This is a genomic window from Microbacterium alkaliflavum, assembly GCF_044325405.1.
Lineage (GTDB): Bacteria > Actinomycetota > Actinomycetes > Actinomycetales > Microbacteriaceae > Microbacterium > Microbacterium alkaliflavum.
This window is the reverse complement of the sequence record NZ_JBIQWL010000002.1, coordinates 859,328-882,641: the sequence shown is the minus strand read 5'-3', so window position 1 is coordinate 882,641 and position 23,314 is coordinate 859,328. Positions and strand designations below refer to the sequence as shown.

Annotated in this window: 22 protein-coding genes and 1 tRNA gene; 18 read left to right on the top strand and 5 right to left on the bottom strand. The window is 71.0% G+C overall.

What is annotated here, in order from left to right; genetic code table 11:
• Positions 1–98: 98 nt before the first annotated feature.
• From ACH3VR_RS09125 to ACH3VR_RS09065, 13 genes are all read left to right on the top strand, one after another.
• Entirely contained in the window at positions 99–767 is a 669-nt protein-coding gene (locus ACH3VR_RS09125) for an O-methyltransferase (RefSeq protein WP_396640443.1), read from the top strand.
• Between the two features lie 110 nt (positions 768–877).
• On the top strand, positions 878–2,158 hold the full coding sequence (gene eno / locus ACH3VR_RS09120; RefSeq protein WP_396640442.1) for a phosphopyruvate hydratase: 1,281 nt from the start codon (positions 878–880) through the stop codon (positions 2,156–2,158).
• 60 nt (positions 2,159–2,218) lie between these two features.
• Positions 2,219–2,785: an FtsB family cell division protein gene (locus ACH3VR_RS09115; protein WP_396640441.1), complete on the top strand. Its 567-nt coding sequence runs from the start codon at positions 2,219–2,221 to the stop codon at positions 2,783–2,785.
• 37 nt (positions 2,786–2,822) lie between these two features.
• The gene (locus tag ACH3VR_RS09110) at positions 2,823–3,374 is read left to right on the top strand and encodes a DUF501 domain-containing protein (protein WP_396640440.1); all 552 of its coding nucleotides are present in this window, start codon (positions 2,823–2,825) and stop codon (positions 3,372–3,374) included.
• Positions 3,371–4,867, top strand: a complete 1,497-nt coding sequence (locus tag ACH3VR_RS09105; RefSeq protein WP_396640439.1) for a S8 family peptidase — start codon at positions 3,371–3,373, stop codon at positions 4,865–4,867. Before ACH3VR_RS09110 ends, ACH3VR_RS09105 begins: the two co-directional genes overlap by 4 nt.
• A gap of 46 nt (positions 4,868–4,913) precedes the next feature.
• A complete protein-coding gene (locus ACH3VR_RS09100; protein ID WP_396640471.1) occupies positions 4,914–6,317 on the top strand; it encodes an NAD(P)/FAD-dependent oxidoreductase in 1,404 nt (467 codons plus the stop codon).
• A gap of 68 nt (positions 6,318–6,385) precedes the next feature.
• Positions 6,386–7,735, top strand: coding sequence for a non-hydrolyzing UDP-N-acetylglucosamine 2-epimerase (gene wecB / locus ACH3VR_RS09095; protein ID WP_396640438.1), 1,350 nt, complete (start codon positions 6,386–6,388; stop codon positions 7,733–7,735).
• Positions 7,732–9,072: a glycosyltransferase family 2 protein gene (locus ACH3VR_RS09090; protein WP_396640437.1), complete on the top strand. Its 1,341-nt coding sequence runs from the start codon at positions 7,732–7,734 to the stop codon at positions 9,070–9,072. Before wecB ends, ACH3VR_RS09090 begins: the two co-directional genes overlap by 4 nt.
• A 25-nt stretch (positions 9,073–9,097) precedes the next feature.
• Positions 9,098–9,171, top strand: a tRNA-Leu gene (locus ACH3VR_RS09085).
• A gap of 194 nt (positions 9,172–9,365) precedes the next feature.
• Complete coding sequence (locus ACH3VR_RS09080; RefSeq protein ID WP_396640436.1) at positions 9,366–10,601, top strand: type III PLP-dependent enzyme domain-containing protein; 1,236 nt, start codon at positions 9,366–9,368, stop codon at positions 10,599–10,601.
• Positions 10,598–11,911 carry a D-arabinono-1,4-lactone oxidase gene (locus ACH3VR_RS09075; RefSeq protein WP_396640435.1) on the top strand — a complete coding sequence of 438 codons (1,314 nt, stop codon included), beginning with the start codon at positions 10,598–10,600 and terminating at the stop codon, positions 11,909–11,911. Before ACH3VR_RS09080 ends, ACH3VR_RS09075 begins: the two co-directional genes overlap by 4 nt.
• Before the next feature lie 59 nt (positions 11,912–11,970).
• A complete protein-coding gene (locus ACH3VR_RS09070; protein WP_396640434.1) occupies positions 11,971–12,540 on the top strand; it encodes a LemA family protein in 570 nt (189 codons plus the stop codon).
• A 17-nt stretch (positions 12,541–12,557) separates the two neighbouring features.
• The gene (locus tag ACH3VR_RS09065) at positions 12,558–13,445 is read left to right on the top strand and encodes a M48 family metalloprotease (protein ID WP_396640433.1); all 888 of its coding nucleotides are present in this window, start codon (positions 12,558–12,560) and stop codon (positions 13,443–13,445) included.
• 493 nt (positions 13,446–13,938) lie between these two features.
• Here ACH3VR_RS09065 and ACH3VR_RS09060 read toward each other — a convergent pair whose 3' ends face one another.
• The gene (locus ACH3VR_RS09060; RefSeq protein WP_396640432.1) at positions 13,939–14,841 is read right to left on the bottom strand and encodes an Rv0361 family membrane protein; all 903 of its coding nucleotides are present in this window, start codon (positions 14,839–14,841) and stop codon (positions 13,939–13,941) included.
• The gene (locus ACH3VR_RS09055) at positions 14,838–16,193 is read right to left on the bottom strand and encodes a winged helix-turn-helix domain-containing protein (protein ID WP_396640431.1); all 1,356 of its coding nucleotides are present in this window, start codon (positions 16,191–16,193) and stop codon (positions 14,838–14,840) included. Before ACH3VR_RS09055 ends, ACH3VR_RS09060 begins: the two co-directional genes overlap by 4 nt.
• 79 nt (positions 16,194–16,272) lie before the next feature.
• Between ACH3VR_RS09055 and ACH3VR_RS09050 the strand changes: the two genes are divergently transcribed.
• Positions 16,273–17,463: an AI-2E family transporter gene (locus tag ACH3VR_RS09050; RefSeq protein ID WP_396640430.1), complete on the top strand. Its 1,191-nt coding sequence runs from the start codon at positions 16,273–16,275 to the stop codon at positions 17,461–17,463.
• Positions 17,460–18,698: a threonine ammonia-lyase gene (gene ilvA / locus ACH3VR_RS09045; protein WP_396640429.1), complete on the top strand. Its 1,239-nt coding sequence runs from the start codon at positions 17,460–17,462 to the stop codon at positions 18,696–18,698. Before ACH3VR_RS09050 ends, ilvA begins: the two co-directional genes overlap by 4 nt.
• 234 nt (positions 18,699–18,932) lie before the next feature.
• Here ilvA and greA read toward each other — a convergent pair whose 3' ends face one another.
• Positions 18,933–19,424 (bottom strand): transcription elongation factor GreA, encoded by a 492-nt coding sequence (greA, locus tag ACH3VR_RS09040; protein ID WP_396640428.1) that lies wholly within the window; start codon positions 19,422–19,424, stop codon positions 18,933–18,935.
• 150 nt (positions 19,425–19,574) lie between these two features.
• Positions 19,575–19,967 carry a DUF4307 domain-containing protein gene (locus ACH3VR_RS09035; RefSeq protein WP_396640427.1) on the bottom strand — a complete coding sequence of 131 codons (393 nt, stop codon included), beginning with the start codon at positions 19,965–19,967 and terminating at the stop codon, positions 19,575–19,577.
• Positions 19,968–20,032: 65 nt separating this feature from the next.
• Between ACH3VR_RS09035 and ACH3VR_RS09030 the strand changes: the two genes are divergently transcribed.
• Positions 20,033–20,332 carry a hypothetical protein gene (locus ACH3VR_RS09030; RefSeq protein WP_396640426.1) on the top strand — a complete coding sequence of 100 codons (300 nt, stop codon included), beginning with the start codon at positions 20,033–20,035 and terminating at the stop codon, positions 20,330–20,332.
• 12 nt (positions 20,333–20,344) lie between these two features.
• On the opposite strand, the gene trhA is transcribed toward ACH3VR_RS09030, so the two are convergent.
• Positions 20,345–21,037: a PAQR family membrane homeostasis protein TrhA gene (gene trhA, locus ACH3VR_RS09025; RefSeq protein ID WP_396640470.1), complete on the bottom strand. Its 693-nt coding sequence runs from the start codon at positions 21,035–21,037 to the stop codon at positions 20,345–20,347.
• A 135-nt stretch (positions 21,038–21,172) separates the two neighbouring features.
• Between trhA and ACH3VR_RS09020 the strand changes: the two genes are divergently transcribed.
• Positions 21,173–21,952, top strand: a complete 780-nt coding sequence (locus tag ACH3VR_RS09020; RefSeq protein WP_396640425.1) for an isoprenyl transferase — start codon at positions 21,173–21,175, stop codon at positions 21,950–21,952.
• Positions 21,953–22,056: 104 nt separating this feature from the next.
• Entirely contained in the window at positions 22,057–23,178 is a 1,122-nt protein-coding gene (locus tag ACH3VR_RS09015; protein WP_396640424.1) for an aminotransferase class V-fold PLP-dependent enzyme, read from the top strand.
• Positions 23,179–23,314 lie beyond the last annotated feature (136 nt).

Below are 23,314 nucleotides of genomic sequence, written 5' to 3'. Positions count from 1 at the left end.
CTCGACTCGCGCGCCGGGCCTCGACTCGCCCGCGCCGCGCCGCGCCGCGCCGCGCCGGAAGGGTTGACGGCGGCGCGCGCCGACGGTTGGCTGAGGCCATGGCCGACCCGACCCCCGACGCCTGGCAGCGTCTCGACGCCTACTTCGCCCAGACCCTCGTCGGGCACGACCCCGCCCTCGACGCCGCGGTCGCCGACCAGAACGACGCGGGGCTTCCTCCCATCGAGGTCGCGCCGGTCAACGGCAAGCTCCTTCACCTGCTCGCCCGCATGTCGCACGCGCGCCGGGTGCTGGAGATCGGCACGCTCGGCGCCTATTCGACGATCTGGCTCGCGCGCGGCATCCCGGACGACGGCAGGGTCGTGACGATCGAGGCGGAGCCGCGCAATGCCCGGATCGCACGTGCGAACCTCGACCGTGCGGGTGTCGGAGACAAGGTCGAGATCCTGCTCGGCCGCGCCGCCGATGTGCTGCCGACCCTCGAGGGCGGAGAGTCGTTCGATCTCGTCTTCATCGACGCAGACAAGGAGTCGAACACGATCTACCTCGACTGGGCCGCGCGGCTCGGGCATCCGGGGACCGTGGTGGTCGTCGACAACGTCGGACGGGGAGGGCGCGTCGCCGATCCAGCGGCGATGGAGCCGCAGGTGATCGGCACGCAGCGAGGCCTCGAACTGCTCGGCCGAGACCCCCGCTTCGACGCGACGGCGATCCAGACGCTCGACGCGAAGGGCTGGGACGGCGTCGCGATCGCGCTCGTCGTCTGAAGACTCTTCGGACCGCGGCCTGTGGCCGCGGCATCCGTCATCACTACACTCGTTGACGGACCGAAGACGCTCCGTGATCCAAAGCCCTCCCACGAAACAAGGAGTCCTCCGTGGCACTTATCGAGGCAGTCAACGCGCGCGAGATCCTCGACTCGCGCGGCAACCCGACCGTCGAAGTGGAGGTGCTCCTCGACGACGGAACCGTGCAGCGCGCGGCTGTCCCTTCGGGTGCGTCCACCGGCGCCTTCGAAGCGTATGAGCTGCGCGACGGCGACAAGTCGCGCTACAGCGGGAAGGGCGTCCTGAAGGCCGTCGCCGCCGTCATCGACGAGCTCGGCCCCGCGATCGAGGGTGTCGAGGCGAGCGAGCAGCGCATCGTCGACGAGATCCTCATCGAGACCGACGGCACCGAGAACAAGTCGCGCACGGGCGCCAACGCCATCCTCGGCGTCTCGCTCGCCGTGGCCAAGGCGGCCGCCGACTCGGCCGACCTGCCGCTATTCCGCTACCTGGGCGGCCCGAACGCGCACATCCTGCCCGTGCCGCTGTTCAACGTCATCAACGGCGGCGAGCACGCCGACAACGGCATCGACTTCCAGGAGTACTTCCTCGCCCCGATCGGCGCCGACACGTACGCCGAGTCGCTGCGCTGGGGCACCGAGGTCTACCACGTCCTCAAGGGCGAGCTGAAGGCAGCCGGCTTCGCGACGGGTCTCGGCGACGAGGGCGGGTTCGCCCCCGACCTCCCCAGCAACCGCGAGGGCCTCGACTTCCTCATCAAGGCGATCGAGAAGGCCGGCTTCACGCCCGGTCAGGACATCGCCGTGGGCCTCGACGTGGCCGCGACCGAGTTCTTCAAGGACGGCGTCTACACTGTCGAGGGCAAGGCCTGGTCGGCCGAGCAGCTCACCGACTACTTCGCCGACCTCGTCGCGAACTACCCGATCGTCACGATCGAGGACGCACTCGCCGAGGACGACTGGGATGCCTGGAAGGCCCTGACCGACAAGATCGGCAAGCAGGTGCAGCTCGTCGGCGACGACCTGTTCGTCACCAACCCGGAGCGCCTCCAGCGCGGCATCGACCTCGGCGTCGGCAACGCGCTGCTGGTCAAGGTCAACCAGATCGGCACGCTGTCGGAGACCCTCGACGCCATCGCCCTCGCGACGCAGAACGGCTACCGCTCGATGCTGTCGCACCGCTCGGGCGAGACCGAGGACACGACGATCGCCGACCTCGCGGTCGCGGTCAACGCGGGTCAGATCAAGACCGGCGCGCCCGCCCGCAGCGAGCGCGTCGCGAAATACAATCAGCTTCTGCGCATCGAGGAAGAGCTCGGCGACGCCGCGGTGTTCGCGGGTCGTGGAGCGTTCCCGCGCTACAAGGGCTGATGCGCCGCTGAGACGCTGAGGACCGCGCTGCGAAGCAGCTTGCTTCAGGAAGGGGGCGCCGTGACAGAAGGAACGGCTCCCCCTTCCCGCACCCGCCGTCCGCCGCGGTCGGAGCGGCCCGTCCGCGAGCGGCGCCAGGTCGACGTGCGGGAGTGGCTCGGCGGCATCCGCCTCTCCGGCTTCATGGTCATCATGCTCGGGCTCGTCGTGCTCGCCGCGTTCGTGCTCGTGCCGACGATCGGCACGTACGTCGACCAGCGCCAGCAGATCGCGGCGCTCGCGGCATCCGTGCAGCTCAGCAAGGATCAGGTGGAAGACCTCGAGGCGCAGCGTGAGCGCTGGCGCGATCCCGCCTACATCACGACCCAGGCGCGCGAGCGGCTCTACTACGTCAAGCCGGGGGAGGTCGTGTACCTCGTCGACAACGACCTCACGGCCGCGCGGGTGCCCCAGGAGCAGGGGCCCGTCAGCGACAAGGTCCAGGAGACGAAGACCGACTGGATGACGCAGCTCGTGCGCTCCGTGACCGAGGCGGGCCTCGCCCAGACGGTCACGACGACGCCGAGCATCGGCGTGCCCGACCAGACGCCGACCGGCACGCCCGGGCAGACGCCGGCTGCAGGCTGATCAGGCCATCCCCAGCGCGCGACGATAGCCTTTCACGGTGACCACGCCGCCCTTCCCGCCCGTCAGCGACGCCGACCTCGCGGTGCTCCGCGAGCAGCTCGGAAGGCCCGCGCGCGGCGTCGTCGGCATCGCGGCGCGGTGCGTGTGCGGCAATCCGACCGTGGCGGCGACGTCGCCGCGGCTGCCCGACGGCACGCCCTTCCCCACGTTCTACTACCTGTCGCATCCCGCCGCGACGGCGGCGGTGTCGACGCTCGAGGCCGAGCACGTCATGCCCGTCCTCGCGGAGGAGCTCGCCGACGAGGACGTCGCCGCCGCCTACACCGCGGCGCACGAGGCCTACCTGCGCGACCGCGCCCTGTTCGGGGAGGTTCCCGAGATCGACGGCATCTCCGCAGGCGGCATGCCCACGCGCGTGAAGTGCCTGCACGCCCTCGCGGCGCATGCGCTGGCGGCAGGTCCTGGCGTGAACCCCATCGGCGACCGGGCGCTGGAGCTGTCGACGTGGTCGCCCGAGCGGTGCGTGTGCGCCCATCCCGGGGCGGCGGTGCAGCAGGCGACCGCGGCAGAGGCGGGGACCGCCGGGTGAGGCGCCTCGTCGCCGCGTCCTCAGCAGTGCTCACGGGCATCCTCGTGGGCGCGCTGACGATCGCGCCGACCGCCGCGGGCCTCGGGCCCACCGCCGCAGGCCTCGTGCCGGCCGCGACGGGCGCGACCCCGGCGTCCCTCTCCCCACGCACACTCGCGACCCCGGCATCGCTCTCCGCACGCACACTCGCGACCCCGGCGTCCCTCTCCCCACGCACACTCGCGACCCCGGCATCGCTCTCCGCACGCCCACTCGCGAACCCGGCATCCCTGACCGCGCCGTTCGCGAACCCCGTCGCGGCAGCGGAGGACCCGGTCCGCGCGGCCGAATACTGGCTCGACGAGTACGGCATCCGAGACGCGTGGGCGACCACGCGCGGCGCCGGGGTCAAGGTCGCGATCGTCGACACCGGCATCGGCAAGGGGCCGGTCGAGTTCGACGGAGCCGTCGCGGGCGGCACCGACGTCTCGGGCCAGGGCTCGCCCGACGGGCGCACGCCCGTCGGCGCCGTCGACGCCAACCACGGCAGCTGGGTCGCCTCCCTCGCGGCCGCCCGCGGCACCGGACCCGAGACGGGCATGATCGGCGTCGCGCCGGAGGCGCAGCTGCTCTCGGTCTCGGTCGCGTTCGGATCGGGCGCCTCCGTGCCGTTCACCGAGCAGATCGCGAAGGCGCTGCACTGGGCGGTCGACAACGGCGCGAAGGTCATCAACCTCTCGCTCACGACGAACACCGCGGACTGGGACGAGAGCTGGGACGAGGCCTTCCTCTACGCCTTCCAGCACGACGTCGTCGTGGTCGTCGCGGCCGGCAACCGGGGGAGCGGCACGACGCGTGTCGGAGCGCCTGCGACGATCCCGGGCGTGCTGACGGTGGCGGGCGTCGACCCGCAGGGCAAGGCGAGCGTCGAGGCATCCACGCAGGGCATCACGATCGGCGTCTCGGCGCCGAGCGAGAACCTCGTCGGGGTCTCCGCCGACGGCAGCCTCGTGCTGTGGGACGGCACGAGCGGCGCCGCGCCCATCGTCGCCGGCGTCGCGGCGCTCGTGCGGGCGGCGCATCCCGACCTCGACGCGGCCAACGTCATCAACCGCATCATCAAGACGGCGCGTCCCGCCGCCGGCGCGACGGTCGTCCCCGATCCGCTCTACGGGTACGGACTCGTGGATGCCGAGGCCGCCCTCAAGGCGTCGGTGCCGACGGTCGCGACCAACCCGATGGGAAGCCTCGAGGACTGGATCCGGCTCTACCGCCGGGCGGCGGTCGATCCGGCGCCCCAGCCCACGGCGTCGCCGGTCACGGTCGACCCACTTCCGCCGGCCGATCCGGTGACGGTGGCGGGCTCGCCGCTGCTGCCGTCGACACAGACGCTCCTCTACGGCACCCTGCCGCTCGGGGCTGCCACCGTGGCGGCTATACTGGTGGCGCTCGGCGTCACTGCTGCTGTCCGACGCATCCGTATGGCGCGCTCCTCTGGCACGCCGAGCCGATGAACTGCGAGGAGTTCCTCTCACCGTGACCAGCACCGCTACTAGCACTGTGCCCAAGATCCTGATCGTCGGTGGTGGCTACGCCGGCTTCTACACTGCCTGGAAGCTCGAGAAGCACCTGCGCAAGGGCGAGGCCGAGGTCACGATCGTCGACCCGCTGCCCTACATGACGTACCAGCCGTTCCTCCCCGAGGTCGCCGCCGGTTCGATCGAGGCCCGCCACGCGGTGGTCGCCCTCCGCCGTCACCTCAAGCGCACGACGGTCGTCACCGCCAAGGTCACGGGCATCAACCACGCCACGAAGACCGCGACGATCACGCCCGAGCTCGCCGAGCCCTACGAGGTGCAGTACGACCAGATCGTCGTCACGGCCGGCGCCGTCTCGCGCACGTTCCCGATCCCCGGCATCGCCGACAACGCGATCGGTCTCAAGACGATCGAGGAAGCCGTCGCGATCCGCGACCGCCTCATGTCGAACTTCGACCGCGCCGCGACGCTTCCCGCCGGTCCCGAGCGCGACCGCCTGCTCACCGTCGTCGTCGTCGGCGGCGGTTTCGCGGGCATCGAGGTGTTCGCCGAGCTGCGCTCGCTCGCATCGTCGCTCGTCGAGAGCTACCCGCAGCTCACGTTCGACGACACGCACTTCCACCTCATCGAGGCGATGCCGCGCATCATGCCCGAGGTCTCGCTCAAGACGAGCGAGTGGGTGCTGAAGAACCTCGCCAACCGCGGTGCCTACGTGCACCTCGAGACGCAGGTCACCGGTGCCGTCGACGGCAACATCGAGCTCTCGTCGGGCGAGGTGATCCCGAGCGACCTCATCATCTGGACCGCCGGCGTCATGGCCAACCCGACCGTCGTGCGCGGCGGCGACCTGCCCGTCGAGGAGCGCGGCCGCATCCGCACGCGCGCCGACCTCCGCGTCGGCACCGAGGACGAGATCGTCGAGGGCGCATGGGCGGCCGGCGACGTGTCGGCCGTGCCCGACCTGTCCGGCGGCGGCGTGGGCGGCTACTGCGTGCCGAACGCGCAGCATGCCGTGCGCCAGGCGAAGCTCCTCGCGAAGAACCTCGTCGCCGTGCTCCGCGGCGAGCTGCCCCGCGAGTACGTCCACAAGAACCTCGGCGCGGTCGCGGGCCTGGGCCTGTGGATCGGCGTGTTCCAGTCCGGCAACTTCGCCCTCAAGGGCTGGATCGCGTGGCTCGCGCACCGCGGCTACCACGGCCTGGCCATGCCGTCGTGGGAGCGCAAGTGGCGCGTGCTGTGGGGCTGGTGGAACAACTTCTGGCTGCGTCGTGACATGGTCAACCTGCAGACCGTGCAGAACCCGCGCTACGTCTTCGAGGAGTTCGCGGCGCGTCCCCGCCCGCCGCAGCCGGCTCCCGCCGTCGAGGCGAAGCCGGCCGACGCGAAGCCGGCGGGCGAGCCTGAGAAGGTCGCCGCCGCGCGCTGACGCGACACTCTTTCGATTCCCGATGCGGGCGCTCGCTGTGCGAGCGCCCGCATCAGTATGTTGAGGGCATGGCGTCCGTCCCCACCAACGCGCTGTTCGTCGTGGGCACGCGCCCCGAAGCGATCAAGATGCTCCCGCTCATCCGGATGTTCCGGGGGAGCACGAGCGTGAACCCCGTCGTCGTGTCGACCGGGCAGCACGCCGTGCTGGTGGCCGAGGTGCTCGCGCTGGGCGGGATCGCGCCCGACGTGACCTTCCCCGCTCCTGACCGGCGCCGCTCGCTCAACGAGCTGTTCGCCGACGTCATGCTCGGGATGGAGCGCTTCTTCCGCGAGCGCTTCGGCGAGCCGGTCATTCCCGCCGACGCACCATACGCCCAGGGGTACCCGGGGGCGTGCTTCGTGCACGGCGACACCACGAGCGCCGCGGCGGCGGCGCTCGCGTCGTTCCACCTGCGAATGCCCGTCGTCCACGTCGAGGCGGGCCTGCGCACATCCAACACGCTGTCACCCTTCCCCGAAGAGCTCAATCGTCAGCTGATCAGCCGTATCGCCGCATGGCACCTGGCGCCGACATCGCGCAGCCGGGACAACCTCATCCGCGAGGGCGTCTCCCACGGGCGCATCTACGTCTCGGGCAACACCGGCATCGACGCCCTGCAGTTCGCCGCCACGCTCGACGCGCCGTACGGCGATCCCCGGCTCGACGACCTCGAGGCGCCCGGAGGCCCGCGCCTCGTGGTCGTGACGGCGCACCGGCGCGAGAACTGGGGCAAGCCGCTCGGCCGCATCGCCTCCGCCGTCCGCCAGCTCGCCGAGGCCCACCACGACGTGCGCTTCGTCGTGGCGCTGCATCCCAATCCGGATGTCGCCGCCGTCATGCGCGAACGGCTCAGCGACGTCTCGAACGTGTCGCTCGTCGCTCCGCTCGGATACGCGGCCTTCGCGAAGCTGCTCCGGAGGGCCTACCTCGTGCTCACCGACTCGGGCGGCATCCAGGAGGAGGCGCCCTCGCTCGGCACGCCTGTCATCGTCCTGCGCGATTCGACGGAACGGGAAGAGGGGGTGGATGCCGGCACGCTCGAGGTCGTCGGGACGCGCGTCGACGCGATCGTGACGGCCGCCGCTCGGCTGCTCGACGATCCCCACGAGTACGCCCAGCGGCGGGGAAGGCCCAATCCGTACGGCGACGGACGAGCCGCCGAGCGGATCCTGCGGGCGACCGAACACATCCTCGACGACCTGCCGGCGCCTCGCCAGTACGGTCCGACATTCGATCGCATCGAGGTGCTGCGGGCCGCCGGTTCCGACGACCCGAGCGAGCTGCTCGAACTGGTGCGCGAGGACGACACCGCCGCGATCACGATCATCGACCCCACGGTCGAGCTGCCCGTCATCACCACCACGGACGGCTCATGAACGTCGTCGACGCCCTGTACCCGGATGTGCCGCTGTGGGCGCAGGTGCTGTTCACGATCGCGCTCGTCGTCGCCATCCTCTCCTTCGTCTCGGTCGTGACCCTCATCGTCGTCGCGGCACGGTTCCGGCGGCGCCTGCGGCGGCGGCGCGACGGCGCGCGGACGGCATCGCCCGACGACTTCGTGTGGCTGTTCCTCGTCCCGGCGCTCAACGAAGAGGTCACGATCGCCGACTCCGTCGCACGGCTGCAGGAGACGCGCGCCGCCCGGAAGATCATCCTCGTGATCGACGACGGCTCCGATGACTCGACGGGGAAGATCCTCGCCCGCATCGAAGACCCGCGCCTGCACGTGCTCACACGCGCGCTGCCCGAAGCGAGGACGGGGAAGTCGGACGCGCTCAACGCCGCGTACCGCGAAGCGGGTGCGGTGCTCGCGCTCCCCGAGTTCGCCGGCGTCACGCGTGATCGCGTCATCGTCGGGGTCGTGGATGCCGATGGCCGCCTCGATCCGGATGCTCCCGCGAAGATCGCCGTCGACTTCACCGAGTCGAGCGTCGGCGGCGTGCAGACGCTCGTGCGCATCTACAACCGCCGGGGATTCCTGACCTGGGGGCAGGACGTCGAGTTCTCGACGTTCGGGCTCATCTTCCAGGCCGGCCGAGCCTGGTGGGGCACCGCCAACATGGGCGGAAACGGCCAGTTCAACAGGCTCAGCGCGCTCGACACGATCGTGGACGAGGAGCGCGGCGGGCCGTGGAGGGATCGCCTGACCGAGGATCAGGATCTCGGCGTGCGGCTGCAGCAGGCGGGCTGGAAGGGTGAGCAGAACAACGAGGCCACGATCGATCAGCAGGGCCTGAACTCGCTGCGCCGCCTCTACCGCCAGCGCGTGCGGTGGGCCCAGGGCAACTGGCAGGCGCTCGGCCTTCTGCGCCATGCGGGCCGCATCCGCACCTCGCTGCTCGGGCACATCGACGCGGTGTGGTACCTCCTGACGCCTCCGCTGCAGCTCACGGTCGGATTCGCGTTCCTCCTGTCGATCCTGTTCACGGTGTTCGACATCGCGGGATACACACCGCCCTATCTCCTGACGCTCATCTTCTTCATCGCGATCGCGTTCGGCCCGGGCGTCGCCGCCTTGACGCTGCGCGGGGCGCGCTGGTACTCGATCTTCACCGCGATCCTGCTCGTCATCCCGTACACGATCTACTCGTGGATGATCTTCCCCGTGCTGTTCGCCTCGCTCATCCGCCAGCTCGCGGGACGGCGGAGCTGGGCCAAGACGGAGCGGGAGGCGCTCCCCGAAGGGTCGGCCACCGAGGCGCAGCCCGGTTAGTGTGGACAAGCCCGCGCACGCGGACGCCCCCGTAGCCCAATCGGCAGAGGCAGGCGGCTTAAACCCGCTTCAGTCCGGGTTCGAGTCCCGGCGGGGGTACTCCTCGGCACTCCGAAGGCGGTCCCGGGTCCCGGCGCGCGTACCGGCACTGCGTCTCACATGCGCTGGAACTGCGTTTCTTCTGTGAATGTCCGCACCCACGCGGCTGAAGGCCTCACAGGCGGTTCGGGCCGCCGCATCCCGAGCTTTAGGCTGTACCGATGCGCACGGAGGTGTGCGCGAGAGGAACCCCGATGACGCTCGATCTGCTCGCCGCGCCCCAAGCCGCCGATGCGCAGCCCTGGTCGCGCCCCGCCGACTACTGGGGCGCCATGACGGCGGCGATCGCCGACCTGTCCGGACCCGTTGCGGCGCTGCACCTGGGCGGACTGCGCTACAACGCGCTCGACATGGCCGTGCGTGCCGCCGGCGTGCCCATCCGCGTCGCGAGCAAGTCGGTGCGCATCCGCGAGGTCATCGACGCGACGCTCGCCCTGCCCGGATACGCGGGCATCCTCGCCTTCACTCTTCCCGAGGCGCTCTGGCTCGCCGAGACGCGCACCGACGTCGTCGTCGGCTACCCGACGGTGGATCGCGCGGCCATCGCACGCCTCGCAGCCGACGAGGCCGCCGCCGCACGCGTGACGCTCATGGTCGACGACATCGCGCAGCTCGAGATCGTCGACGCTGTGCTGCCGCCCTCGCGCCGCGCCGAGATCCGCGTAGCGATCGACGCCGACGCCTCCTGGCGCGCGCCGGGGCTCGGTCACATCGGAGTCTTCCGGTCGCCCGTCCACGAGCCCGCCGAGGTCGCGAACCTCGCGCGGCTCATCGCCGACCGTCCCGGGTTCCGGCTCGTCGGCCTCATGATGTACGAGGCCCAGATCGCGGGCCAGGGCGACGCGACGGGATCGGGGGATGCCGTCATCCGGTGGATGCAGCGACGCTCCGGCCACGAGCTGCTCGAGCGCCGCGCCGCGATCGTCGACGCGCTGAACCGCATCGCGCCGCTCGAGTTCGTCAACGGCGGCGGCACCGGCTCGCTCGAGCTCACGGCATCCGATCGCGCGGTCACCGAGATCACTGCGGGCAGCGGCCTGCTCGCGGGACGCCTGTTCGACGGCTACCGAGCCTTCGACCCGGCCCCCGCCGCGGCCTTCTCGATGGAGGTCGTGCGCAAGCCCGCCCCCGACATCGTCACCGTGCTCGGCGGCGGCTGGATCGCCTCCGGCCCGCCCGTCGCCTCCCGCCAGCCGTCGCCCGTGTGGCCCGAGGGCCTCGCGACGATGCCCCGCGAAGGGGCAGGCGAGGTGCAGACGCCGCTGCGCGGCGACGCGGCACGCTCGCTGCGGGTGGGGGACCGCGTGTGGTTCCGGCACGCGAAGAGCGGGGAGCTCTCGGAGCGCGTGGAGAAGTTCGTGCTGGTCGACGGCGACCGGCGTGTCGGCGAGGTGCCGACGTATCGAGGCGAGGGGAAGGCCTTCCTGTGACCCGACCTGGCGGCGAATGGCGGAACTGGGGGCGGTCCGAGCGCGTGCGTCCCCTGCGCGTCGAGCGACCCGGCTCGATCGATGCGGTGCGCCGAGCCGTGCTGGCGGCAGGACGCAACGGGATGACCGTCAAGGCGATCGGCGCGGGGCACAGCTTCAGCGGCATCGCCGTCGCCCCGGGCGCGCTGCTCGAGCTCGACGACCTCACCGGCATCGTCGAGGTCGATCGCGAGCGCAAGCGCGTCCGCTTCCTCGCGGGCACGCGGCTGCACCAGATCCCCAAGCTCCTGGCTCCCCACGGTCTCGCGATGGAGAACCTCGGCGACATCGACCGGCAGTCCATCGCGGGAGCCATCTCGACGGGCACGCATGGCACCGGCGCGCGCTTCGGCGGCATCGCGACGCAGGTCGTCGGTGCGACGATCGTGCTGGCCGACGGAGAGCTCCTCACGGTCGACGAGACGCAGAACAGCGAGCTCCTGCCGGCCATCGCCCCCGGCCTGGGCGCCCTCGGCGTGCTCGTCGAGGTCACGGTGCAGTGCGTCGACGCCTTCGTGCTCCACGCCGTGGAGCGTCCCGAGCCCCTCGCCGAGGTGCTCGGCGCCCTCGACGAGCGCGTCGCTGCGGCCGACCACTTCGAGTACTACTGGTTCCCCCACACCGAGCGCGCGATGACGAAGACGAACACGCGTCTGCCGGCGAGCGCGCCGCGGCAGCCGCTCTCGCCGCTCAGCAAGATCGTCGACGACAAGATCGTCGGCAACGGCCTGCACCAGCTCGCGTGCGAGGCGGCGAAGCTGATCCCCGCCACAACGGCTCCCATCAACCGGCTGTCGGTGAAGCTCTGGGGCAATCGCGAGTTCTCGGACGCCTCGCCCCACGTCTTCGTGACCGACCGGGGTGTGCGGTTCCGCGAGATGGAGTACGCGCTGCCGGCCGAGAACGTGCGGCCCGCCTTCGAGGCGATGCGTGCCCTCGTGGACGAGAAGGGCTGGCGTATCTCGTTCCCCGTCGAGGTGCGCTTCGCGGCCGCCGACGAGCTGTGGATGTCGACGGCCTACGGCCGTGAGTCCGGCTACATCGCCGTGCACCGGTACTGGCGCGAAGACCCCGCCGAGTATTTCGAAGCGGTCGAGCAGATCATGCTGTCGTTCGGCGGGCGCCCGCACTGGGGAAAGATGCACACGCTGGGTGCCTCGATCCTGCGCGAGCGCTATGCGCGCTTCGACGACTTCACGGCCCTTCGCGATCGGCTCGACCCCGAGCGCCGGTTCCAGAACCCCTATCTCGAGCGTGTTCTCGGCGAGTAGTCGCTGAGAGAGTGCTTCGGTTCGTGGCCAGCGGGGCGGCGCTGGGTAGGATGTGGCCTATGTGGGAGTGGCTGATCCCTGTCCTGATCGTCGTCGCGCTGCTGCTCGTCGTCGGCATCTATCTGTGGTCGACGTACAACTCGCTCGTGCAGTTGAACGTGCGCGTCGACGAGGCGTGGAGCGACATCACTGTGCAGCTCAAGCGGAGAGCCGACCTGTTGCCGAATCTCATCGAGTCGGTGAAGGGCTACGCGGCGCATGAGAAGGCGGTCTTCGAGAACGTCACGCGCGCCCGCGCCGAGACGCTGTCGGCGGGCGGACCCGCCGAGGCGGGCGTCGCCGAGGGGCATATGCAACAGGCGCTCAAATCGCTGTTCGCGGTCGCCGAGGCGTATCCGCAGCTTCAGGCGAGCCAGAACTTCCTGCAGCTGCAGCAGTCGATCGTCGACACGGAGGACAAGATCCAGGCCTCCCGCCGCTTCTACAACGGCGGTGTGCGGGAGCTGAACACCAAGGTGAAGGTCTTCCCGAACAACCTGTTCGCGCGCAACCTCGGATTCGACGAGCGCGAGTTCTTCGAGGTCGTCGACGGGGCCGCGATCTCCGAGCCCCCGCGCGTGCAGTTCTGACGCAAGCCGGCTGAGTCGTGTACTCGGCGATCGCGCGGAACAAGCGCAACACCTGGTTCATCCTCATCGCATTCATCCTGCTCATCGCCGGCGTCGGCGTGCTCGCGGGGTGGCTCATGGGGAACAACTGGTGGGTGACGGGCTTCATCCTGCTGTTCGCCGCGGGCTACGCGACGTTCCAGTACTTCTTCGCCGATCGCGAGGCCATCGCGATGGCGGGCGCGTTCGAGGTGTCGCAGGCCGATGCGCCGCGCTACTACCGGCTCGTCGAGAACCTCTGCATCACGACCGGCACGCCGATGCCCAAGCTGTACGTCGTCGAGGATGCGGCGCCCAACGCCTTCGCGACGGGCCGGACGCCCGAGCAGGCCTCGATCACCGTCACGACGGGGCTCTTCGAGCTCATGACCGACCGCGAGCTGGAGGGCGTACTCGGACACGAGCTGGGCCACATCCGCAACTACGACATCCGTGTCTCGCTCATCGTGTTCGGCCTCGTCGTCGCCATCGGCATCCTCGCCGACATGCTCCTGCGCTTCGCGTTCTTCGGCGGGGGCCGCCGCAGCGGCAACTCGCAGGCGCAGCTCATCTTCCTGATCTTCGGGATCGTCGCCGCCATCGTCGCGCCTCTCCTGGCGGGAGCCGTGCAGGCCGCGATCTCTCGGCAGCGCGAGTACCTCGCGGATGCCACGAGCGCCATGACGACCCGCGATCCCGACGGCCTCGCCTCGGCGCTCGGGAAGCTGCAGGAGCACGGGCAGCCGCTCAAGCGGCCGAACACGTCGATGGCTCATCTGTGGATCGCGGACCCGCTCCGGCCCAACGCCCTCGAGCGCCTGTTCTCGACGCATCCGCCCCTCGCGGACCGCATCGAGCGACTGCACAAGATCGGGGGCGAGTTCTGATTCGGCTGCGGCGCCCGCGCCTCACCCGACGGCGAGCGTCATCCCCTCGGCCGTGAGCGCGATCGTGCCGCGCAGCGCCCAGTCGTCGGCGCCGCACACGATCGGCGGCGAGCCCTGATCGGGATGCCGCGCCCGCGCCTCACCCGACGGCGAGCGTCATCCCCTCGGCCGTGAGCGCGATCGTTCCGCGCAGCGCCCAGACGTCGGCGCGGCACACGATCGGCGGCGAGTTCTGACCGGGATGCCGCGTTCGCGCCTCAGCCGACGGCGAGCGTCATCCCCTCGGCCGTGAGCGTGGTCGTGCCGCGCAGCGCCCAGAGGTCGGCGCGGCACACGATCGGCGGCGAGTCCGGACCGGGATGCCGCGTTCGCGCCTCAGCCGACGGCGAGCGGCATCCCCTCGGCCGTGAGCGCGATCGTGCCGCGCAGCGCCCAGGCGTCGGCGCGGCACACGATCGGCGGCGAGCCCTGATCGGGATGCCGCGTTCGCGCCTCACCCGACGGCGAGCGTCATCCCCTCGGCCGTGAGCGCGATCGTGCCGCGCAGCGCCCAGTCGTCGGCGCTGTAAGTGAACGACGCCTCGTCGCCCCCGCGGGTCGTGCCCGTCGCCGTGGCGACGACGACGCCGCCCGTCGCGGCGAACGAGCGCAGGTCGGGTGCGAGCGCGACCTGCGGCGTCTGCTCGACTCGGAAGACGATCGAGGAGAGCGTCGCGAGGTCGGCCGCCCACGGCACGCGCAGGCCGCAGTTCGTGGGAACGGTCGTCGCCGCGCGGGTGCAGTCCGCCGCGTAGACGTCGAGCTGCTGCTGCGCGAGCCGTGTGGCATCGGGGGAGACGGATGCCTCGACGGCGGCGTCCGCGTGCGCACCGGGCAGGACGGTGACAGGCGTCGAGCCGTCGAGCAGTCCTCTCGGGGCCGCGTGCACCGGGTAGACGGCCGGAAGCAGCTGCAGGTCTTCGCCGGCGGGCAGGACGGCGTCGCCCACGATCACATGGTCGCCGATCGTCGTGGTCGCCGTCAGCGCCCCGAATCCGCCGGAGTCGACGACCCACCGCCCGTCGTGCCGGGCGAGGGGGAGCGTCGCTTCTTGCGTGCTCCCGTCGAGGCGGAACGTTACCGCCGCGGTCGCCTCGTCTCCGGCGTCCGCGACGTCCCCGACCGAGGGTTCGGTGAGGTACTCGTCAGCGCCCTCGAACGCGCCCTTCAGGTCGGCGTCCGACGGCTGCGCGTACGACAGCGCCCGATCGGCGTCGCCCGCCGCCAGCGCCTCGAGGTAGCCCCGAGCCGTGTCCTCCGGACCCGGGGGGCGTGACAGGAGCCACCAGGCGAGGCCGCCGCCGACCACGACGATCGCGACGGCGATCGCGACGGCGACGACGACGCCGCGCCTCACGCGCGGGCCGTCAGGTCGAGGAGTTCGTCGGCGCCCTCGCTCGGCGCGAAGCCGTCCGCATCGTCGCCGAGCGAAGAGCCATCGGGCTCGTCGCCGGCGAGAGCCACAGGCGCGCCGGGGCCGGCTTCGTGTCGGCGAGCCTCACGCAGCACGTCGGCGATGTCGTCGACGGCGTCGCCCCACCGGGAGACGGAGATCGTCTCGAGCCCCTGCCAGCCCGCCGCGAGGCGGAGCTCGTCGGCAAGGCGAGCCGCGGCATCCGCGGGGCGACCGTGCTCCCACCATGCGGACTGCACGAGCAGCGCCGAGGCGGCGCGGTCCGCCTTCAGATCGACGCGCCCCACGACCTCGTCGCCGACGAGCACCGGCAGGGAGTAGTAGCCGAATCGGCGCTGGGGTGCGGGCGTGTAGATCTCGATGCGGTACTCGAAGTCGAACAGACGCTCGGCGCGCTCGCGGAACCACACGACGGGATCGAACGGCGTGAGGATCGCGGCCGCGTCGACCCGGCGGGGGACGACGGCATCGCCGTGCACCCATGCCTTCGAGGGCCGACCCGCGGTCGTCCACCCCTCGACGGTGACGGGCCGCAGCTCGTCGGCGTCGACGAGGTCGCCGAGGGCGGCGAGGATCGCCTTGCGATCGCGGATGCGCCAGTAGTCGGCGAGGTCGGCAGCCGTGGCGACGCCGTAGGCCGCGGCCGCACGCCGGACGAGTTCGCGGATGGCATCGGCGCGGTCGACCGGCGTCGCCAGCACCTCGGCCGGGATCACGTGCTCGGCCAGACCGTAGCGACGCTCGAAGCCGCGCCGGCCTGCGATGGCGACCTCCCCGCACACCCACAGGTGCTCGAGCGCGCGCTTGACGACGTCCCAGTCCCACCACGGCCCCTTGCGGGCTTCCTTGGCGTCGTGCTCGATCTGGGCGGGGCGCAGCGGCCCTCGCGCTGCGAGCTCGGCGCGGACCCACTCGACGATCTCGCGGTTCGACGAGAACCAGCCGCCGTCGCGCGTCGCGTAGCGCTCGCGCATCTCGTCCATGCGGAAGCCGAAGAGCGACCAGTCGGCGGCGGAGATGAACGAGGCGACGTGCGCCCAGTACTCCACCCAGGTGGGTCGCCGGGCGAAGAGCAGTCGATCGAGCGCCTCGGTGTCGTAGGCGCCCAGCCGCGAGAACAGCGGCATGTAATGGGACCGTGCGAAGACGTTGACCGAGTCGATCTGCAGGGTGCCCATGCGCGCGATCGCGAGGTTGAGCTGCCGCGTACCGGGGGAGTCGGGGCGCGCGCGGGCGAACCCCTGGGCCGCCAGTGCGACCCGCCGTGCCTCGGCGCTGCTCAGCGTCTCCTTCACGTCGGCAAGCCTAACCAGGGCCTCGGACAGCGGCACCGGGCGCGGAGGGGCCGTTCGCGGCGGCATCTAGACTGGGCGGATGAGCGGCCCCGACGAGAAGCCCCGCGGTTCGCTGTTCGACGCCGTGCGCGACCGCACCCGCGTCGTCTCGAGTGATCTGGCTCCGTCCATTCCACACGGGCTGCGCATCGCGACCGCGTATTCGTGGCGCTTCCTCGTCATCGCCGCCGCGATCGGCGTCGGTGTCTGGCTCGTCATCCAGCTCAAGCTCCTCGTCATCCCGCTCCTCGTCGGCATCCTCGTGACGGCCCTGTTCTGGCCCGCGTTCAGCTGGATGCTGCGGCATCGCTTCCCGCGATGGCTCGCGATCGTGATCGTCGCGCTGGGCGCGCTCGTGGTCGTGGCCGGCCTCCTGTGGCTCGTCGTGTGGCAGATCAGCCGCGAATGGTCGGCGGTGCAGGACCGCACGATCACCGCCGTGGAAGGACTGCGTCAGTACCTGATCGACGGCCCGCTGCACCTCACGCCGCAGCAGATCGACGACGTCCTCGCGCAGTCGTGGCAGTTCGTGCAGGAGCAGGCCGGACTCCTGTGGTCGGGCGCCCTCGCGATCGGCACGACGGTCGGGCACATCGCCACCGGTGCCGTGCTGTCGCTGTTCATCCTGCTCTGCCTCCTCGCCGACGGCGCGGGTATCTGGCGCTGGACGACGCGGCTCTTCCCGCGCAAGGCACGCCCCGCGGCCGACGGCGCGGGCCGTGCCGGCTGGGTCACGCTCGTCAACTACGCGCGCACACAGCTGCTCGTCGCGACGATCGACGCGATCGGCATCGGCCTCGGCGCGTTCTTCCTCGGCGTGCCCCTCGCGATCCCGATCGCCGTGCTCGTCTTCCTGGGCGCGTTCATCCCGATCGTCGGCGCCGTCGTGACGGGCACACTCGCCGTCTTCCTCGCGCTGGTCTACAACGGGCCGTGGATCGCGCTGTGGATGCTCGCCGTCGTCCTCGGCGTGCAGCAGCTCGAAGGACACGTGCTGCAGCCGCTCCTGATGGGCTCCGCCGTCAAGGTGCACCCGCTCGCCGTCGTCCTCGTCGTCGCGGGCGGTGCCATGATCGCCGGCATCCCGGGCGCTCTGTTCGCCGTGCCGATGGCGGCGTTCGTCAACGTCGTCGCGGTCTACCTCAGCGAACGGGCATGGGAGACGGGGGAGAGCCCCCACGGCGACCTCATCTGGGAAACCGTCCCTCGCCCGAGAAGGAGACGCGCTTGAGTCTTTCCGCCACCGTCCCGGCACTCGCAGAATTCGAGGATGCCGCGGCCACCCTCGCCGGTGTCATCACCCGCACGCCGCTCGACCAGTCGCAGCACCTCACCGAGCTCCTCGGCGTGCCCGTGCACCTCAAGCTCGAGAATCTGCAGCGCACGGGCTCGTTCAAGATCCGCGGCGCGGCGTACCGCCTGTCGCGCCTGACACCCGAGGAGCGGGCCCGCGGCGTCGTCGCGGCCTCGGCCGGCAACCACGCGCAGGGCGTCGCGCTCGCGGCGCAGGCCCTCGGCATCCCGGCGACGATCTTCATGCCGCTCGGGGTGCCCGTGCCCAAGCTCCTCGCGACGCGCGGATACGGCGCCGATGTCATCCTCGAGGGCGCGACGGTCGAGACGCCGCTGCGTCTCGCGGCTGAATTCGCCGAGCGCACCGGCGCCGTGCTCATCCACCCGTTCGACCACCGCGACATCATCGTCGGCCAGGGCACGCTCGGCCTCGAGCTCTACCGCGATCTGCCCGAGCTCGAGACGGTGCTCGTCGGCATCGGCGGCGGGGGGCTCGCGGCGGGTGTTGCGGCGGCCGTGAAGGCCCGTGCCGACGCCGACGGCCGCAGCGTGCGCATCGTCGGCGTGCAGGCCGAGAATTCGGCCGCGTACCCGGCCTCACTCGCACTGGGGCATCCCGTCGAGGTCGAGACCCGGCCCACGATCGCCGACGGCATCGCCGTGGCCCGCCCCGGAGACCTGCCGTTCTCGATCATCCAGGACCTCGTCGACGAGGTCGTGACGGTGACGGAGGACGACATCGCCCGCGCGCTCCTCGTCCTGCTCGAGCGCGCCAAGCAAGTCGTCGAACCGGCGGGCGCCGTGGGTGTCGCGGCGATCCTGGCGGGCAAGGTGAAGGCGACCGGCCCGACCGTCACGGTGCTCTCGGGCGGCAACATCGATCCGCTGCTCCTGCAGCGCGTCGTGGCGCACGGGCTCGCGGCATCCGGTCGCTACATGACCCTGCAGATCCCGCTGCCCGATCGCCCCGGCCAGCTCGCCCGCGTGTCGGAACTGCTCGCGCAGGCGGGCGCCAACGTCATCGAGGTGCTGCACACGCGGCACGGGCAGGGCCTTCAGATCAGCGAGGTGATCCTGCAGCTCAGCGTCGAGACGCGCGGCGAGGAGCACCGCGCGCACGTCATCGCGACGCTGCGCGACGCGGGCTACAGCCCGACCGTCATGCCCGACTGACCACTCGGCACATATCGCGAACGGGGCCTCGACACGGTGTGTCGAGGCCCCGTCNTCAGCGTCGAGACGCGCGGCGAGGAGCACCGCGCGCACGTCATCGCGACGCTGCGCGACGCGGGCTACAGCCCGACCGTCATGCCCGACTGACCACTCGGCACATATCGCGAACGGGGCCTCGACACGGTGTGTCGAGGCCCCGTCGCGAAGTGCTGGGGATCGGCGTAGGTCTCGACGCTACTGGCCGGCGTACGTCTCGACCTTGACGACCTTGACGGAGATCTGGCGGCCGTTGGGCGCCGTGTACGACGTCTCCTCGCCCTCCTTGAGCCCGAGGATGGCCGCGCCCAGCGGCGAAGCCTCGCTGTAGACGTCGAGCTTTGAGTTCGCCGCGATCTCGCGGTTGCCGAGGAGGAAGACCTCTTCGCCGCCGGCGACGACGGCCGTCACGACCGTGCCCGGCTCGACGATGCCCGTGCTCTCCGGCGCCTCGCTGACCGTCGCGGTCTTGAGGAGGTGCTGGAGCGTGCGGATGCGCGCCTCCTGCTTGCCCTGCTCGTCCTTCGCCGCGTGGTAGCCGCCGTTCTCCTTCAGATCGCCCTCTTCGCGCGCGGCCTCGATGCGCTTGGCGATCTCCTCGCGGCCGGTCGTCGAGAGCTGCTCGAGCTCGGTCGCGAGACGGTCATAGGCATCCTGCGTGAGGAAGGTCACGGGAGCGTCGTTGGACACGTCGGTCTCCTTCTTTCTAAGGGCGGTGCTTGTTCAGTGCGATATCTTCGGACTGATCCACGCCCCTCCGCAAGACGAGCCGGAGGGAGGCGGATAAGCCGAGACGCCCCGGCACCGGCCAGGGCGTCTTCTGCTTTCAGTCCGGTCAGACTATGACACCCAGCACGAGTTGACCAAACCCGTCGTGGCTTCGGCGACGGTCGGTATCGTCTCGCGGAACGCGCGCGCATGGGTGTCGGACGGCTCGATCTCGACGACCTTCCAGCCGACGACGCCGTGCTCGACATCCTGGGCCTCGAGGGCGCACGCGACGGACGCGCCCGCGGGAGCCGAGATCTGGAATTCGAGCACGACGCTGTGCTCGTCGACGATCTGGAAGCCCGTCGTGTCGGAGTCGACGGACGACAGGGAACCGGCCACAGTCATCCACGCGAACGCGACGACCACGGCGACGGCGACCGCGATCGCCGCGACGACCACCCACCGGGGCGCGCCGCGCCGGCTGCGGCCGTATCGCTCGTCGAGCATCTGCTGCGTCGTCATGGGGGTCCTGTCGGGCGAATTAGGCTGGAGACTCCAGGCTAAGCGCTCCGCGGAACGAGGACCCGATGCACGCAGCGTTCGTCGCACTCTTGAGTGCGGCCTCGACCGCGACCCCCACGCCGACCCCGACCCCGGCGGTGAATCCCGACCTGGTCACACCGGGTCCGTGGGGCTTCGTGGCCATCGCGTTCCTCGCGGTCGCGGTCATCGTGCTCGTATGGGACATGATGCGGCGCATCCGCCGCGCGCGCATCCGCTCGGAGGTCGACGAGGAGCTCGACGCCGAGGAGGCCGCCGCCCGCCAGGCCGACGACGCGACGCGCGCCAGCCGCACCGACGACGAGGACATCGACCCGCAGCGCTAGCCTCGGGGCGCGTTAGGCCCCGTGGTAGACGGGGTGCAGGGCGATGAGCAGGCACGCCGTCCAGTGGCAGAGGAACGCCAGGACCGTGCACACGTGGAAGATCTCGTGGAAGCCGAAGTGACCCGGCCACGGGTTCGGCCGCTTCATCCCGTAGATGACGGCGCCGATCGTGTACAGGATGCCGCCCACGGCGACCAGGATCACCATCGTGGCGTTCGCCTGCCAGAGCTGAGGCAGGTACATCACGGCCGCCCAGCCGAGCGCGAGATAGAGCGCGACATAGAGCCAGCGCGGCGCATGGATCCAGAACACGCGGAAGAGGATGCCGAGGAGCGCTCCGCCCCACGCGATCGACAGCAGGATCACGGACTGCTGGGTCGGGAGGGCGAGCACCGCGATGGGTGTGTAGGTCCCCGCGATGAGCAGGAGGATGTTGGCGTGGTCGATGCGCTTGAGGATCGCCTTCGTCCTCGGCTGCCAGTCGAAGCGGTGATAGAGCGCCGAATTGCCGAACAGGAGCAGCGAGGTCAGCACGAAGACCGCGCACGACCACTTCGCCGCGGGTCCCTGCGCGAGCGCGATGAGGACGATGCCGGCGGCGATCGCAACGGGGAAGGTCGCGGCATGGATCCAGCCGCGCCACGACGGCTTGAGCTCCACCTGGGCGCTCGCCTCCGCCGCTTCGAGGAGGGGGAGCTGCGGCATCTCGACGCCGTCGTCGGTCGGCGGGGTCTCGGGCGAACGGTCCACGCGAGAAGCCTACGGCTCCGCGTATTCCGCACGTCGTACGCGACGACCCGCGATCGCACGCGCCCGCAGGCCGAGCGGTACGGTAGGCGTGTGACCGCGTCGAACGAGGGAAGAGGGCCCCTCTATCGGCTGTACATCAACCGGATCCGGCGCCGGCTCACCCCCGAGGCGGTGCCGCGGCACATCGCGATGATGATCGACGGCAACCGCCGGTGGGCCAAGCAGCTCGGCTACGCCTCCGCTGCGCACGGCCATCGCGCCGGCGCCGCCAAGATGCGCGAGTTCCTCGGGTGGTGCGACGACATCGGCGTGCGCGTCGTGTCGCTGTACCTGCTGTCCAACGACAACCTCCGCAAGCGCGACTCGAAAGAGCTCGAGGATCTCGTGCAGATCATCGCCGAACTCGCCGCCGAGCTCTCGCACGAGCGCGACTGGCGCGTGCAGCACGTGGGACGCGCCGACCTGCTGCCGGCCGACCTCGCTCGCGTGCTGGCCGATGCCGAGGAGCGCACGAAGGGAAAGACGGGGCTGCATGTGAACCTCGCCGTCGCGTACGGCGGGCGCGGCGAGATCGTCGACGCGGTGCGCAGCATCATCGCGAAGCACCAGAAGGACGGCGGATCTCTCGAGGATCTCGCCGAGAGCCTCACCCCCGAGCAGATCGGCGAGCACCTCTACACGGGCGGCCAGCCCGATCCCGATCTGGTCATCCGCACGTCGGGGGAGCAGCGGCTCAGCGACTTCCTGCTGTGGCAGTCGGCCCACAGCGAGTTCTACTTCGTCGAGGCGCTCGGCCCCGATCTGCGCGAGGTGGACTTCCTCCGCGCGATCCGCGACTACACCTCCCGCGATCGCCGCTACGGCGGGTGATGGGCGTCGCCGGCGGTTTTCAGCGCTGACCTGGCCCTGACCCACTCCTGCCGCCGCGTCAACCCCCTCTCACGCGGCATTCCGCGCCATGCCAGAATGGGGCGGTGACGGATTGGGAGTCCTATCTCGCCTCCTTCGACGGAGAGCCCGGCTACCTCGACTGGGCGGCTTTCGGCCCCCTCGCGCCCAGCGTGCGCGCCGAGGTGCACGCCGACGCCGAGCTGCTCGGCTCGGGCCGGCCTTCGGGGATCGACCTCGTGTCCGACCACGCGCGCGAAGCCCGCGACCTGCTCGCGCAGCTCTTGGGGACGACTGCCGAACAGGTGGCGCTGCAGCCGTCGACGACGTACGGGATCATGCAGGCGCTGTACGGTCTCGCCGGCGGCGTCCTGGTTTCTCGCGGCGAGTTCCCGAGCCTCACGGTGGCGGCGTCGCGCGCGGCCAATGCCCTCGGCTCGATCGAGGTGCAATGGTTGGAGCCCGAGGGCGGCTACGTCACTCCCGACGCCGTCCGCGACGCGCTGACCGACGACACGACCGCCCTCGCCGTGAGCCTCGTCGACTTCCGCACCGGTTACCGCGCCGACCTCACGGCGCTGCGCGAGGTGATCGGCGATCGGCTGCTGATCGTCGACGCCGTGCAGGGATTCGGCGTCGTCGAAGCCGACTGGGCCTCCGCCGATGTCGTGTGCGGCAACGGCTACAAGTGGCTCCGCGCGGGGCGCGGCACCGGCTTCGCGTGGTTCGGCGATCGCGCCCTCGAGCGGATCGCACCCGTCCTGTCGGGCTTCTCGGGCGTCGACGGCGACCTGCCGGTCGACACCGTGCCGCAGCCTGCGGCCTCGGCGCAGGCGTTCACCGTCGCCGGCCCCGACCACCTCGCCTTCGCGCGCCTGGCGACGGCTCTGCGCGACGTGCTCGACGTCGGCGTCGCCGCCATCGAGAGCGAGCTCGTGGCGCGCTCGGGCGATGTCATGTACTTCGCCGAGCGCTATGAGATCCCCGTCATCACGCCGGCCGAGGCCGAGCGTCGCGCGGGCATCGTCGCGCTGGCACCGGCTCCTCAGGATGCCGCGCCCCTCGCGGCCTCGCTCGCCAACCACGGCATCGCGGTCACGGCGCGCTCGGGCCTCGTGCGCGTGGCGCCCCATGTGGGCACGGGAGCCGACACGCTCCGCCTGTTCGGCGATGCTCTCGCGGCGTTCTCGTCCGCGCGCGTCTGGTGAGATCGGGAGCTGCGGGGGGCGCTTTCGTGTACCGCCGACCGTCGTGCGACGACGACCCCGAGGCGCGCTTGCCTGTCCTGCACTGGCTCCGCCTCCCGCCGTCCACCGGAAGTTAACGAGGTCGTAATCCCTGGAC